Here is a 17,790-nt window from a genome sequence, read left to right as displayed (position 1 = left end):
TCTATCAACTTTGTAGCCGCAGGCAAGGGCCTTATTTCGGTAGATGGGTCCACCGATCCCGATCAGATCAATCAGCAGCTCATTCGTACGCTCGTTCCGTGCGTGAGCGGTTCGGTGTCTTCCGTTTCCGGTGCCGTTTCCACGGGCTATCACCTGGTGTACTGGATCAATTCGCGTAATACTACGCGCTTCTACAACACGACGCTTACCGCGGCGGATATTATGTCCATCGCCATTGGCCCCGATGGGTTGTACCAGTCCACCACGTTTACGGCCGTGTTCGCGCCGAACATCTACCGCGTGCAGTTCCACCATGGCAATGGCGGTACGGGCATTATGGACGACCTGCTGTGCGTGTATGACGTATGGACGCTTGCCCCCGTTGCCGCGGGCAGCATGAGCAAGCCCGGTTACGTGTTCAAGGAATGGAATACGGCGCTTAACCCCACGGGTGCTCCCAGCGAGGTGCGCATCGGCGAGGGTGACTGGTTCCGCAACCTGACCACCGTGGATGGTGGCGTGGTCACGCTGTACGCTCAGTGGGAACAGAGCGTGGTTACCTATAAATACAAGTCGGAGAATAGCAACGGCTACATTACCTGGACCGATGGCTCCGGCACGCATGAAGCTGCCGAACATGATTTCACCGTGGGCGTCGTGACGGGCGTATTCGACCCGGTTACCGCCGTGGCGAACCCCGGCTACCATTTCGTGAGCTGGATTGACGAGCAGACCGGCGATATCATGACCACTAATCCCACGCTCACCCTTACCAAGGATAGCGACAAGATGTGGGAATACGGTCGTGTGTATGTGGCGCGCTTCGCCCCGAATACCTACACAGTGCATTACATGTACGAGGGCGAAAGCACCGGTGGTGCCATGACCGAAGACTACTTCAACATGACCAACCAGACGTTCAAATACGGCATTCAGGAGCGCCTGACCACCATCGACGACGATAGCTCGACGCCTGCCGTTTCCGAGGGTACCAAGAAGAGCGGCTACATCTTCCTGGGCTGGAAGGCCTACCGTATGGTGGCCGGCGTTCCCGTGTATCGCGATGGCTTGCTGGTAAACGCGCAGTACGTGTGGAACCTGGCCACCGACGAGGGCGATACCGTGTATCTGGAAGCGCGTTGGAGCCCGGCGGTGTACTACATCGTCTACCATGACAATTCCGCTCCGGAGGGCATTTACGCCGGCGTGATGGAGAATCAGCCCATCGCCTACGACGACTTCACGCAGACGCTTACGCCGAATACGTTCAAGCGCGTGGGTTACGACTTCGCCGGTTGGAACGATAAGCCCGACGGATCGGGCACTATCTCGTTTGCCGATGCCGACACTATCACGTACAACCTTACAAACGTCCCGGGCCACGAGATTCATCTGTACGCGCAATGGACCGTTGCCACGTATAAGGTGCAGCTCATTAGCGACGAGATGCACTACCTGTACCCCGTGCGCAATGGTTCGCTGAACCATGCCGATTGGGGCAAGCTGGCTGGCTCGCTCTCTCAGACGGGCGCGGTTGCCTCGGCTGACAAGGTGCAGGTCATGTATGGTGGCCTGCCCGTGCGCGACTACAACAACGACCCGGTGTATGCGGCCATCATCGAGAGTAGTTGGACGTATAACACCAAGATGTCGCAGCCCGTTACGGCTACGCCTACGGTAATGACCGATACGAATGGCAACATCGTGACCATGTCGTTTGCGTACTATACCTACGAGATGACGTTGGCCGACGGCACGGTGTATACCGGCTATTTGGCCGACCCCACCACGCTCACCATTCTAGGTGACACGAAGTTCTACGTGCACTGGGCGTACGATTCCTATACGGTTATCTTCGACCCGGGCGATCACGGCCAGTTTGTGGTGGCCGAGGGCAAGACGTATTGGTTGAGCGTGCCTGGTGGTTCTTCGACTACGTTGTACTACTTCTACGATAACGACAAGACGGACACCGATGGTTTCGATACTACCGAAACCAACATCAAGAATTACGGCAACCCGCGTGCGAAGAATGGCTGGGAGTTCCAGTATTGGGAGGTCACGCTTTCCGGTGGCGGTACCTATCAGCTGCGCAATATGGGCGAGATCTGGTCGACCATTGGCACCATCACCGAGAATCTGACGTTCTATGCCGTGTATCGCGCGCGCATGCAGACGCTTTCCTACGATGCCATGGGTGGTTGGGCTACTAACAGCACGGCGCTCATTACCCGCGCGTACGCCAGCGATGACGACGTGACGTTGCCCACGGCTTCCGACGTGCGCAAGTATGGCTACGATTTGGATGGCTGGATGGAAGATCCCGACGTCGAGGTGCTGTATGCTCCTGGTTCCACCATCAAGATGTTCGGCTACAACGCCACGCTCTATGCGCATTGGGTGCCGCGTACGTACTCCGTGGTGTTCGACAACATGGGTGGCGCGTGGCCGGCGAATGGCTCCTACACCTTCAACGGCCGTAAGGATGGCCTACATTGGAATAGCAATGAGCTGCTGGATGGCGTGCCCGACCCGGCCAAGACGGGATATACCTTTGCGGGTTGGTACACCAATCTGGATGGTGGCTCTACCTCGGCCAAGATTTCCAACTCCATGTTGTTCGAGGCCATTGCTCCCATCGACCTGCTTACGGGCGAGCCCATCGATGCCGACGGCACGGTGGTGACGCTCTACGCCAAGTGGGTGGAATCGTACACGCAGATCAACTACTACATCATTACGCCCGACTTGCTGGACGCCCCCGAGGGCGGTACGCTTACGCTCGATTCCGAAACGGTGCGTTCCGTACATGGCATTCCCGCGGGTACGTCGTTTACGGTGAACCCGGGTTATGACTTCCTGTACTGGTACGACACCGACTACCAGATCGTGTACCAGTACACCGATTCCGCGGGCCGTATCACCACGGTTTCCGAGGACAACGACCCGGTGTACGAGACGGGTGGCACGGTACAGAAGAAGTTCGAGGAAACCATTACGCCGCGCAAGCGTACGTACAACCCGTATCTGGGCGTCTACGACATTTGGGACGAATCGAACAGCACGTGGTACGTGGTGGTTTCGCCTCATAGCTACACCATCAAGTTCAACATGAATGGTGGCGGCGGCAGCATCGATCCCATTGCCATGAAGGTGGGCAAGTCCATTACCCTGGACGTGATCGAGCCCACGCGCGTTGCCTACGAGTTTATGGGTTGGAACACGCGTTCTGATGGCTTGGGTACCACGTACCATAATGGCGACGTGCTGAAGAACCTGTCGCTCGACGATGGTGCGGTGGTTACGCTGTACGCCATGTGGAAGGCCGGCGAGGTGTACGTAACCTACGAAGGTAACGCGAGTGACGCCGTGCTTACCAGCTCGGGCATTGCCGGCACGTACGTGGAATACCATAGCATGGGCGATTCGGCGTATGTGGCTGCGGCCAACGTGTTCACGCGCCCCGGCTGGGTGCTCGATTACTGGACCGACGACGAATACGGCCAGGGCAACAAGTATTATCCTGGTGCCACCTACGTGGTTCCCACGGTGCCTCTGCTTACCGGTTCCACCATCCGTGTGTTCCCGTTGTATGCACATTGGACAGCCAGTACGTACGTCATCGAATACGAGCCTGGCACGCCCGAGTTCCGCGGCAACATGGATCGCCAGCCTATGACCTTCAGCTACGACCAGTCGCTGAACCCGAATCAGTTCGAGCGCGAGGGTTATGACTTCGCGGGTTGGGCGCTTTCGGTGGATAACGCCAATACGTCCATTACCGTGAACGGTTACCCCGGTGGCTACGTCTTTGAAGATATGGAGGTCGTGCGCGACCTTACGAGCATTGCGGGTACGGTCATTCGCTTGTATGCGCTATGGACGCCCAAGGCGAACGAAGTAACCTGGTATTCCGACGACTACACGCGTGGTAGCGTTGTTGGCCCCAACCCGGCTATGACGGTCTACACGGGTCAGCAGCCCGACATCAGCGTGGTCGATTGGAAAGCGCGCGATGGCTTCACGTTCGTGGGTTGGCGCTATGTGACCACCACCGAATGGGGCAATACCATTACCGGCACGGTGCTTTCGCCGGTGGATACCACGATCAACGGCATTACCTACAAGGGTGTGAACATCCTCGGTCCTACCGAGTTCTACGCGCTGTGGTCGTACGAGCCTGCTGTGATATATACGGCAGGTGAGCATGGCGCCTTCAACACGGGCAGGAAGTGGGGCACCCAGTTCGAGGCCTTGAGCGTTGGCCAGGCCACGCCCGAATACAACGGCATCACCGATATGGTGAAGGAAGACGATGGGTCGTCGTCGTACAGGCCCGCGGCCAACGACGGCTTCGTGTTCGCGGGTTGGCGTTGCGCGAGCGGCACCAATTCGGGCACGTTCTACGCCTGGGGTACCGTGCTTCCGTTCGTGGAGGATGGAACCACCATTTACGTGGCCGAATGGACGTCGGTCAAGAACCTCACCTTCGATTTGAATACGACCGACGGCTCCGCTAGTTGGACGTCTGCGGCACCTAGTGGCGCTTCCGGCACGAATGACTACGTAATGACCAATCAGACGGGTGATACGAAGATTACGCTACCTGGATACAAGACGGTTTCGCGTCCTGGTTACCGCTTCACGGGTTGGGGTACGTCGCCTACGGGTTACGCGCTCTACGGCCCGGGTGCTACGTACATCATGCCCGCTGCGCACACTACGCTGTATGCTATCTACCTGCAGTACGTGTATGCCGTGCAGTTCGACACCGAGGGTGGTGCCTATGTGGCGCCCCGCGGTGGCTTGTACTGGGATAGCACGAACTTCGTGCCGGCGGTTGACCCCAAGCGCGATGGTTATCGCTTTGATGGTTGGTACACGAGCGACGGCACGCTCGTCGATGCCACGACCGACATTGCCACGGCGGCTGGCGGCGACGACACGCCGCGCGTCATTACGCTCATCGCGCATTGGCTTGATAACTACGTGAACGTGTACTACAAGGTGGCCGACGCCAATGGCAACGTGACCACTGTGGGCGGTACCGTGGAAACCACGAACGAGGTGCTCAACTACAGCACGGGCGTCCCCAAGGGTTCCGTGGCCGTGGCCAACGAGGGCTATCACTTCTTGGGTTGGTATCAGCCGAACGTGCTCGATCGCAATGGCAACGTTTCTGAGCAGGGTGGCTGCCTGTCTACTGATTCTACGTGGGCGCCCACCAAGGCTGCTACCGAATACTGGGAAGACGGCCAGACGTGGTACGCGCGTTTCGCGCCCAACACGTATACCGTCACCTTCAATGGTGGCACGCTCGTCGACTTTGACTGCTACGGCGCTACGCATACCGTTACGCAGGAATTTACCTACGACGTGGCACAGAACCTTGCGGCTAATGGTGGTCGCTTCACCGCCTATGGCTATCGCTTCCTGGGTTGGAATTCCGATGTGAACCGCGCTGCTGATGGCCTAGTTGAATACGATGACTATCAGCTGGTGAAGAACATTCTTACCGGTGCTGCGGGCGACGACGCCATTACGCTGTACGCCGTGTGGGAGGAAATCGAGCTTCCCGATGAGCCCGAAGGTGGCGACGACGACGGGGATTCCGGTCACTATACCGTGCAGTTCCATGGCGGTTACGATTACGACCTGGATTCCGCGGGCATCCAGGATCAGATCTTCACCATTGGCGCATACCAGCGCATCACCCCGGTGGGTATCAATTTCCGCCGCGAGGGCTACGTGTTCATTGGCTGGAACACCGACTACGAGCTGGCCAAGGCCGGCAACGTGCAGTTCCAGGACAACCAGCGCGTGCGCAACCTGTCGCTGTTGGATGGCGACACCATCACGCTGTACGCGGTCTGGCGCGAAGTGGTGCCCGAGCGCTACTGGACGGTGCGCTTCGATCGAGGCACGCTTTCCGATCCTAGTTCCATCGGCCTAACCGACCAGAAGATTGAGGTGGGCGTGGCTACGCCGCTGAAGACGGCCTACGGTCGTTATACGCGTGATGGCTACGAGTTCGCGGGCTGGAACCACGATTCCACGCAAGCCGAAGCTGGTGTGGTGCAGGTGGTTAATGGCGTTGCGCTTACCGACCGCGTGAAGGTTACCGACCTGGTGGGCGAGGGCGAGACGTACATTCTCTACGTTGTATGGAAGTACGTGGGCCATACTGTGAGCTACAACACGAATGGCGGCACGGTGCGTTCGCGTGACGACGAGGGCAATGAACTCGTCACGCCTGGCGTTGCGTATTACGCCAATGGCGCTACGGTCACACGCGCTCGCGACGACCAGTCCACGGGCTTCTATCGCAAGGGCTACCTCCTGGTAGGCTGGGATGCCACGCCGGGCAAGCAGGGTGATGACCCCGATTACGCCTTCGAGAGCACGTTTACCATGGGCAATGATGACGTGGTGTTCTACGCGCATTGGAGCCCCATCACGTATAACATTCGCTTCCATGGCTATGGTTACCAGGACGAGGACAACGCGGGCTTCATTCGCGATACCACTACGGGCATCCTGCGCGATATGCCGCAGCTTACCGGTCTGCGCTACGACCAGCTGTATACCATGCCCTGGAACGAATACATCCATACGGGCTACGACTTTGGCGATTGGCATGCGCTTACCGATGTGTATTGGACTCATCACAGCGATCCCGAGCGTGGCGGACTTGGTAGCTGGGTTGATAAGTGGTGCCTCATCGATAATGGCGCCACGTTCAGCAACCTGTGGTCCACCATGGAGGCCGATGGCTCGCCGCATACCGTTGATGTGTACCTGCACTGGCTTGGTAGTAACGTTCCTATTGTGTACGAGAGCAGCAACACGGGCTTGGGCACCGTTTCTGGCAAGAGCTACATCTATCATGGCCGTTCTCTGGCCAGGGGAGACGTGAACGTCAATCCTATCGATGGCTATTGCCTGGATCATTGGGAATACCGCATGGTCACCGACGACGCTCTGAAGTTGGGCCTGGACTACGAGACGGGCACGCTTACCCCGAATGGCATCTACAGCTTCACCATTACGGGTCCTGTGTTCTTCACTGCCGTGTGGGCGCAGGCGTACGTCGTGAACTATCTGGCAAACGAGCAGGGCTACGAAGATGGCACGAACTACTTCGTGGATACCGCCACGGCGCCCGGCACCACCGACGCGCAGAAGAAGGCCGCCCAGAATGGCACGACGTACTTCCCGCATGTGTCCATGGCAACTGGCACGAAGACCCCGAAGTTTGCGGGCCAGTCTTCCGGCAGCGGCGCTCCGAAGGGCAAGAAGGGCCAGGTGTTCGCCGGCTGGAAGGACGAGAACGGCCAGATTGTGGTCACTGCGGAAGAGACCTTGAATGGTACGCAGCATAAGATTTACGGTTGGGACCTTTCGGGCATTTCCGTGGCCGACCTGCCCGACGCCGATGGTGACGGTGTGATCACGCTCATTGCCACGTGGGCGCCCGCCAACGCCACTATCGTGTTCCATTGGAACCCGGTGGAAGGCACGGTATACAACAGCACCGATACGTCGGCCAGCTGGTACCCCAGCGGTACCTATACGCAGGTAACCAGCTTTGAGTCGCCCACGAAGCTCGATTCGAACCTGTTCACGCTGAACGGATATCGCTTCGACGCGTGGTCGTACATTGCGGGTACGCAGCAGAGCGATCGTCTGTGGGCCGATGAGGAAGTGTTCCAGCTTTCCGGTGCTGAAATCGCCAAGCTGCGCGCGAATGGTGCATTGGTGCTTTCGCAGGATGATAATGGCGACGACGAGTGGACGTTGAATCTGTACGTGCACTGGGTGCCGCGCACCTACACCGTTACCGTTGACAACCCGTATACGGGCGGTACGGTGAATGCCGACGACCCCAGCTACCTTACCTGGAATGGCACGCTTTCCTACTACGACAAGCTGTCGTACCGCGATGGCAAGATCACCACGACCCCAGGCTATGGCTACGCCAAGGACAACTACGGCCTGTATAACTGGGAGTGGGTGTTCACGCTGGATGACGGTACCGAGGTTACTGGCACCGGTGCAGTGAACGTCATAGGTGGCAAGTTCTACGACCTGGAGGGTCATGAGCTTTCTGGTCCCGTGTATAAGGGCACGCCGTGCGACCTTACCGAGGTCCGCGTGCTGGGTAACGGCTTCGTGCGTCCGAAGTGGGAGCGCCTGTACTCCGTAACGTTCAAGAACGGCGAGCATGGCCTATTCGAGGGCATGGCGGGCACGTACTTTGACAACCTGCGCGCGGGCACACACATTCCCGAAATGGGTTATGGCATGCCTGATTACGACATCATCTGCGAGCGCGACCTGGATCCCGACAACGATGAGCCCACGATAACGGGTGAGAATCGTGCGCGCTATCTGCTGAGCTACCCGAACCTGTACGATTGGAACGAGTTCCTCTCGGATGGTACGAGCAACCTGAACCGCTACCTGCCCATTGGCGACGAGGGCTATGTGTTCGCCGGTTGGAAGGTTGACGGCGGCTATGGCGCCACCATCTATCCCTACTATCCGTATGTGTCCAAGATCGACGGTAAGAAGCTGGAAGAATTCTTCGGTGGCACGTATACCACCAAGCCCATTACCGATGGCCTTATTCCCCAGTACGACATTACCGTTACGGCGCTGTGGATTCGCGGCAGCTACACGGTGTACTTCGACCCGAATGAGGGTGCGGGCGTGATTATCCACAACAGCGATGGCACGCGCGAGGAGAAGCTTGCTCCCGTGAAGGGCGTGGCGTACTCGCCGTTCGTGACGCCCTCCAAGACCGACGTGCTGCGTCCTGGTTACGTGCTGAAGTCGTGGAACACCGACCCCGATGGCCTGGGTACCACGTACGAGCCGAATACCGTATACCCCATTCCGGCGGCCATTACCACGTTGTATGCCATGTGGGAACAGCAGCAGGCCACCATCAAGTACACCACTTCGAATTGGTGGGTCAATTGGAACAACTCCGATGGCTCGCTGGCCGATGACGAAGATGATCAGGGCTTGAACTGGGGCGACGGTTATGCCTACCAGACGGTATGGGCTGGTACGGGCTACATGGTCGACCCGCTGAAGCAGCGCGTGAACGACGACGGCTACCTGATCGACAAGGATGGCAACGTCCTGTACGACGACGAGGGCAACCCGCTTACGCCGGTAAGTGAGCCTGGCCCACGCGCCATTACCGCGTACTCTCAGATTGGCTATCACTTCCTGCATTGGGCCGACGAGTCGGGCAATATCGTGTGCACCAATCGTACGTTCATTCCCGACCGTGGCACCGATGGCGCGTATCATGACGCTACGTACATCGCCGTGTTCACGGAAGATGACGACATTACCATTACGTATTCGGTTGACGTGGCCGATGCCGGTTGGCTCACCCGTACGTACGAGAAGGTCGCTCCCGCCACGGGTACGGCCATGGGTACGTATTTGTACATCCGCGATGGGTACGACTTCCTGGGCTTCTACGATGGCGAGGGTAACTACTACGGCATGGGCACGCTCAATACCGAGTACGGCTACTACGAGTTCGTGCCCGGGCGCGCCTCCGACGGCATCTACCACGACATCGTCTACATTGCCAGGTTCAGCGAATCTGCCACGCATTACGTGGTGGAATACTGGCTGCAGGATGGCTCGGGCGAGTACTTCATCAACGAGGCCTACACGGCTAGTTACGATGCGCTTACGGGCGACGTGATTACCGTGGCCGACGACAGCGACCTGATCAAGCCGTTCGACACCGATGGCGTGACGCGCATCGACCTGGCCGAGGTCTCGCATCACCTGTACAGGCCCGATATTTCCACCACCACCATCACGGTTACGGCGGATGGCCTGGCGAAGATCAAGCTGTACTACGATATCGGCTGCTTTACGCTCACGTATCGCTATGTGCTGAACGGTCAGGGCATCGTGCCCACCGATTCGCCCATCGCACCCACCAACCAGCCGCGCGGCCTGTATCGTAATAGCTCGGTCATCTTCGACGATACCGCGGATACCGTTGGCGTGAATGGCTATCAGTTCAGCGGTTGGGTGGCGTACAAGGCAACCGACCTGATTGGCGTGGATTACGCCGAGCTGTGGAAGAATTACAACTTCAGCACCACGACGAAGGTTGACCGCGGTCAGCCCACTAACATCATGACGGGTTTGGAATTCCTGAATACCGATGGCGCGGGTGGCTACCTGGTGTACAACGGCGCAGGCAACCCGATTCCCATTTGGGCTAACAACCTAGAATTGGGCGCTTTCAACACCACGGTGGCGTATCCGTACGACTTCTGGATGCCCGACGACAACGTGATCATCATTGGCTTCTGGGAGGCCAAGGGCTATACGGTGCGTTTCAACATCGACACCGCGGATGCCGCGAAGGGCGACCTGTACGATGATGCCACCACGTATCCCACGTTGGTGCCTTCGGGAAGCTATGCGTATCGTAATGGCGTTGAGATGGGTACGTACACGCCGCGCGTGAAGGATATCCAGATTCGCCTGCTCGATCACAACAACTGGATCAACATGGGCTGGAACTACACGATGACGAAGGATGACGGTTCCATCGAGACTGGTTACACCATGTCGCCTTCCACCATCCAGATCATGGGCGATACCACGTTCACCGCCGTCTTCGTGGAACCGCGCGTCATGGCTTACATGACGGGCTCGGGTGGCACCTTCACGCAGGGTGTGGACGATCAGACGCTCATTCAGGACATTCCCCTGAACACGCCCATTACTACGCGTGGCTACTATAACGGCGCCGTTGATAGCAGTGTTGCTGGCTTTGCACCCATTTCCACGTTTGCGCCGCAGGGCAAGGAAGGCTACGTGTTCGCTGGCTGGGCCTGGCGTAAGCACCTGGTGACGGTGAGTGGTGGCTATGCCACGGTTACGCCCGATCCGATTATGCATACGAACGTGAACCTGGCGACGTGGAATCAGCTCATTTTGGCATTTGACTACACTTCCGGCGTGTATGCGAACACGATGCTGTTTGATGCCGGCGTGAATGCCACCATGTTTGCCCTGGGCACCGATTTGATTCTGAACGAGGCATTCCCCACGACGGTGGACGCGAACTACGAGTTTGTGGCGCTGTGGACGCCCATTCGTCATGTGTTCACCATCAACGAGAACAACCCCGATCCGGCGAGCATTACGATCACGTTGGATACGACGAAGTATAGTTCGATGAGTTCTCCGACGAATTACTTCGATCAGACGGGTAGCTATGCGCCGGGCTACTGCTCGCGCCTGCCGATGTTCGACTACGCAACGCGTAGCGACGGTTGGGTCATGGATGGCTATTCCGATACGCCCAATGGCGACGTGGTGTACATTCCCGGTTCGCCCTATACGGTGGGTGGCCTGGATAAGGTTATCTACATTCACTGGGTCCCCGCGTATCCGTCTACGATTGAGTACGCGGTTGATATGTCCGGTATGTCCAATCCTGGCGGCTTCGTCTATCGCGAAAGCGAAGTTGTTGCCGGCGTGGGTGGCGCGGCCAAGGGTTCATACGCTGTTCCCTACAATGGCTATGAGTTCGTGAAGTGGGTTGATTCTACGGGCGCTACCATGGCCAGCGATTCGACCCCCACTACGTTCACGCGTACGGTGAGCGGCGTTACGTATACGTACCAGGGCTACAAGTTCGTGCCTCCTACGCCTGCGGCTCCTAATGCGTGGCCCAATCCGTCTATCTATTATGCGGTCTTCCAGGAAGCACCGCAGATTACCATTACGTATATCGTGGCCGACCCGGCGCGCGGTACCGTGCAACTGAATGGCGGCGGCTCGCCCGGTACCATGTCGGCCGAGAGCTTGTATCCCATTTCCGGTACGCCTCTGGGCGCTACCGTTACGCCTGCCACCGGCTATACGTACGGCTATTGGGTGGACGAGGATGGCAACAAGGTCACCATGACGTATACGATGGGTGGCGTCAGCTATCGCCAGCTGGCCGGCATGTCGCTGGTGCCCGAGCGCGTGAACGGGGCCTATAAGTCTGCCACGTACTACTACGTGTTCCAGCCGAGCGATAACATCAGCGTCATGGTGGAACACTATCTGGTTGCTTCGGATGGCACTATTACGCTGGCTGCCACCGATACGCATCCGTACCAGACCACGGGCGCCACGGTGAATGCCGTAACCAAGCGTTGGACGCGTTCGTTCAACGGCTACTACATGCTTACCACGTATCAGCCTGCGGGCATCGAACTCGTGAAGATTGAAGATGAGGTTAGCCCCATGGGCACCACGGTGCTGCGTCTGTACTATATGGAATACGACACGCAGCTTACGTTCGATCTGGCGGGCAACCTGCCCCCGGCCATGACCGCGGCCGAGATGCCGTCGTTCGGTGGCGCGAACCCGCGTTCCGTTACTTCGGGCAAGACTACCACGCTGCCTTCGGCAGCCGAGGTAACGTACGCTGGCTACACGCTCATTGGCTGGAGCGACGTGCAACCCCCCGAGGGCGACCTTACGTGGGTATATGCCCCGGGTTCTGCGTACACCATGCCATATAGCGATACCACGTTGTACGCCATTTGGCAGCCCAATACGAACACGAAGTACGTGGTGTATCAGCGTCGCGTAACTTCCAAGGGCAAGCTGCTCTTCGAGGTGAAGGAAGAGCATACCGCCACCACGGGCGTGCGCGTGTATGCCACCGACCTGTCTTCCGAGTACGTCGGCTACGTCTACACGCCCGGCTACGCTTCCGATGCCGCGCCTTCGGCCATTGTGAACCGCAAGGGCACCACGGCGCTCGTCATGTACTACGTGGCTCAGCCTCAGACCATCATCTACGATCTGGTGGCAACCGATGCCGGTTGGTCCTACTCCGGCGTGACGCGCGTCGACCAGTACGAGGCTGGCGTCTCCATTACGCTTCCCACGCAGGGCGATGAGGAAGGCCAGGTGTATCGCCCCGGCTACGTGCTGGTAAGTTGGACGTTCGACCAGAACGGCGTAACGTACGCGCCCGGTACGACTATGCCCATGCCAGGCATGACCTCGCAGGTGGGTACCATGACGGCCACGTGGCGCGCACGCAGCGACACCATGTACACGGTGGCGTACCATTACGTGAATTCCGACGGCGAGACGGTGAGCAAAGTGAAGCGATACGGCACCACCGACACCACGCTCGATGCTACCGCACTTGGCCTGATCAACCCGCCGGTGGGCTGGACGTTCGACAGCACTAACGCGGGCAACGTGACTACCGCGAACCTGAATGGCGACGGAACCACTATCCTGCATATCTACTACAAGCCCGATACCGTTTCCTACACGGTGCGTCATGTCTTCCTGAACAACGTGGGTACCATGTTCATCAGCGAGACCGACGAGACGCGTACGGCCGAGGCGGGCAAGGTCATTCACGGCGTCGACGTGGCCCAGACGCTCACGGGCTACATTTGGGACAGCACGTGGAGCTACTCCACGGCCGAGGCTGGCTATGGCGACAGCGTCATCCGCATCGAGGTCGCCGGCGATGGCACGTCGGTTATGCTGCTGTACTACAAGGCCCTCATGGGTATCGATTACAAGGTCAGGATCTACCGCACCGATTCTACGTACACGAACATCGAGCTTATCGATGAGACCACGTATCATGATGGCCAGGTGGGCATGACCCTCGACGTGGTGGCGGCGGGCCTGCATAGGCCTACCGATTCGCGTCTGCTGGGCTACGAGCTCGACCCGAGCTTCGCGGGTACCACGGTGGGTGGCGTCACCTACAACGCGTACCTGTCGTCGCAGGCCATTACGGGCCTGGGCGACCCGAACGACATTTACTACATCTACTACGTGGCCAAGAGCACCACGCCGTACAAGGTGGAGCATTGGCAGCTGCATACCGATGGCTCCTCGCCGTACAAGGCGCTTACCGTGGAACGCTACGGCGAAACGAACACCACGGTGTACGCTGCCAACGAGCTGGTTACCTTCGACGGCTTCGTATACAGCCCGTCCGATACGCTGGCGCGTTATGGCGCTACCGACGCTGTTATTGCAGCCGATGGTTCCATGGTGCTGAAGATCTACTACATGGTGCTTGCGTATAACCTGACCATCGACGGCACCACCGGTCAGTTCGCCGATGGCACCTCGGTAATCGGGCCCACTTCGTACGCCACGGGTGATGTGGTGACCATTCCCATCCCCACGCAGATTGGCTACGACTTCCTGGGTTGGTCGGTAAACGACCCGACGGGCGCCATCGAGCTGCTTCCCACGATTACCACGTGGAATATGCCGGCGGGCAATACCGTCCTGTACGCGCATTGGACGCCTTCGGTGCGTCGCCTGGCATACGACAACAATTCCAAGAAGGCCCAGGGTAGCGTGCCCGATACCTACGGCGTGTATGGCGGCACCGTGAAGGTTGCCGACCCCACGGGCTTGCTTTCGCGCGTGGGCTACAACTTCGGCGGCTGGGCAACGACCAAGGCCCTGGCCGATGCGGGCACGAGCGACGTGGCCGTGGGCAGTAATTGGACGTTGCTGCTGGATAACAACGACAACGTGGTCTATGCCGTGTGGATTCCGCGCGACGACACGAAGTACGTGGTGTACCACGTGCGCGTGAAGAGCAATGGCGAGCTGGATTCTCCGAAGCGCATCATGGCCACCGAGAATCTGCAGGGCACGAGCGACACCTTGGCCACGGCCGTTGCCAAGACGTTCAATGGCTACACGTTCGATTCCGCGTACGTCTTCAATGCGAAGTTTGGCACTAATTGGCAGGCTAATATTGAGCCCGATGGCTCCACGGTGCTGTACCTGTACTATCAGGCTAACGTGGTGAATTACACGGTGTACACGTACCGCGTGGGCGCCGATGGCCTGGTGCACAACGGTGGCCCGGGTGCCGATGGCACGCCCACGGGCGGCGATCCGATGATCCTGCGCACCGATGTGCTCACGGGCGACGTGGACGATACGGTTACGATCGACGGCACCACGTACATCAACCTGCCGGGGTACTTCTACTATCCCAGCTACACGTACACCGAGGAGGGCGAGACCACGCCGAAGTACAAGGAAGTGCGTAGCGGCGTGATCACCGCCGATGGCGGCCTGGAGCTGTTCCTGTTCGCCCAGGCACGTACCGGCATCGAGTTCGAGGTGCACCACTGGAAGGAGAATACGGCCAATCCGAATGGCTTCGAGTATGTCGTGACCATCGAGACGGGCGAGGCTGGCGTGTACTACGATGGCGTGGATTACCTGCGTCAGGATATTATCGACAGCGGTTATACGTATAATCCCACGCTTACGGCAACCGAGAATGCGGCAAATGGCCACGTATCTGAAGGCAAGCTGGATGCCGTGGATAACGATACCTTCGCCAGCACGCTGGTGCTGTACCTGTACTACTCCGCGAATTATGTGCAGATCATCTGGGAGCCCGTGAAGGGCACCTGGGATAGCAGCATTGCGGAAGCGGCGCCTACGTTTGTCGACCCGATCATCACGCCGACCCAGGGTAACCCCGGTGCGATTCGCGTAGACGACACGGTGACGCCGTACAACACGGCCGATATCATTCGCTATGGCTATCAGCTCATGGGTTGGTCTACCGACCTGAATAACCCCGCGAAGAGCAGTTACACGAGCCCCGAGTACACATTCGCGACGTTCATCATGCCGCCTTCCAGCCTGCGTTTGTACGCGATCTGGCAGCCTCTGCCGCAGAAGATTACGTACTTTGCGAATATCTACCCGACCATCAACCCGAACTTCGTGTTCCCGGGTGGCAATGGCGACATGACCAACTACGGCACGACCCCCGATACCTGGGGCGTGACCGACGAGGAAGTTGCCGTGAGCGATAACAAGTTCACGAGGGAGAATTACGATTTCAAGGGTTGGGACCCCAATCCCTTGTGCGACCCTGCCGACGTAATGTTCCCGTATCGTTCCGCCGACGATCCGGATAACATTCCGTGGGAAAAGTGGAAGCTGAAGGAGACGGATACAAACCCGGCGGCGAATTATCTGTACGCCATTTGGGAGCCTTCCAAGAGGGTTGTCGAGTATTGGGGCGCGGACGATAAGGCTGTTGCTGATACTCTGGCGTTGCTGTATAGCAATCCCAGCGACCCTAGATTGGGTCTTACCAATGCGCAAAAGAATGGCATTATTGGTGGTACATATACGACGGACCAGATTGAGAATTTGGCCATTACAAAATGCATTCCGCGTAAGTTGTTCGAGCGCACGGTACTCGTTACCGATACGAATTTGGATCAGTTGTATACGTATCCCGCTAGCAGTTCGATGCCGGGGTTTGTGGTTAATGATCCGCGTGATTTGCCTGCGTCTGAAACCGCCGATGGTAATCCCATTACGTTCCTTGGTCACGAGCTGAGTAAATGGAAGCTTACCAACGCCACGCTTGGTGCTACGCTTCAGCCTACTCATACGTTTGCCAATCTGACGACCATTGATCCGCTTACTGGTCACGGAATCGTATATGCGAATTGGGCTTGGCTTAAGGTCGTCATTACGTATGATACTAAGGGCGGTACGGCGTATCCGACGAAGACCGTTGCGTGGAATGTTGCGAATATCCTCACAGGTAAGAATCCTTCAAAGCAGGGCTATTATCTCAACGCCACAAAGCCTTGGCTTGATAAATCTGCTATTTTGGGCGCTACGACAGTTACTAATGCCATGACTGCGGGCGAGCTGCTTAAATACAATGACACCCAAACGCGTAATCCTGTGACGTACGAACGCGAACAGCTTACGGCGACCGTTTATACAAATTGGTCTACATCGGCTTACACCATTAAGTATGTCACCCCTACGGGGGCGACGAGCTACGCCAACAGTACTTGTGCGTGGACTGCAAAGGGCTCGACAATTTACAAGAATCGCGTTCCTTCGTTTGCGGGGCATACGTTTGTTGGTTGGTTTACTGGACCCAACGGAACGGGTTTGCAGATCACCTCTACTGTTTCCTATGCGGATCTGCTCACCGCCCTCGGTAAGACTGACGATCGCACCTATGTCCTTTCCATTTATTCGTGCTGGACGGATAACTCGACTGGTGCCCTGTACACGTATTCCTCCGGCTCTGCAACTCCGCTTGCGGCGTTGAGTACGGGTTCGGGCGCTACTGCCCTGGCGGCTCTATCCGACGATAGCGGGGGAGGGGGCACCGCGCTCGCTGCGTTGTCCGATCAGGATGTTGCGGCGGTTGCGGTTGAGCCCCTAACCCTCGCGTCCGAGCCGGCTCAGGACGAAACGGCTACTATGCTTGCGTTGCTCAGCGAAGCCACGACTGATTCTTCGATGGGTGCCGATGCCGCTGCAGGTGCTTCCGCATCTGCGATTGGTCAGATGGCCACCGCAAGCGATGATGCTTCTATCGCGTTGCTGGGTGTGGCTTCTGATGCCGCCGCTGTTATCAGCGCGGCTGATGGCACCAACGAGATGGCTCTTTCGGATGCCAATGCGGGCGATTCCGTTTTGGTCGAAAACGGAATCGGCGATGCCTCTGGCTTTGGCCTCGTTGCCTTGAGTAGCGATCCGGATTCCGCTGGGGGGTACCCACCCCAAGCGTTGGAGGATGATGCCGTATTATCTGCGGTAGGCTCTGATGGGCTTGCGGCAGCGATTTGTCAGCTCGAGACGGGCGCAAGCTCTCTCGCAGCTGTCATCAACCAGGATGCTCTCCAGGCGGCGTACTCAACTGGCGCCGCCCAGGGCCTGGTTGCGTAA

At 58.0% G+C, this 17,790-nt stretch carries 1 protein-coding gene (only partly in view); it reads left to right on the top strand.

The window, feature by feature from the left end:
• Positions 1–17,790 carry the 3' portion of a BspA family leucine-rich repeat surface protein gene (locus tag AC04P6_RS02740; RefSeq protein WP_475565058.1) on the top strand. The gene continues 14,814 nt to the left of window position 1, outside the view, so 17,790 of the gene's 32,604 nt are visible here — the last part of the coding sequence; its start codon lies beyond the left edge, outside the window; it ends in the stop codon at positions 17,788–17,790.

The organism is Denitrobacterium sp. (assembly GCF_056180635.1).
This window is presented reverse-complemented; position numbering and strand designations above follow the sequence as displayed.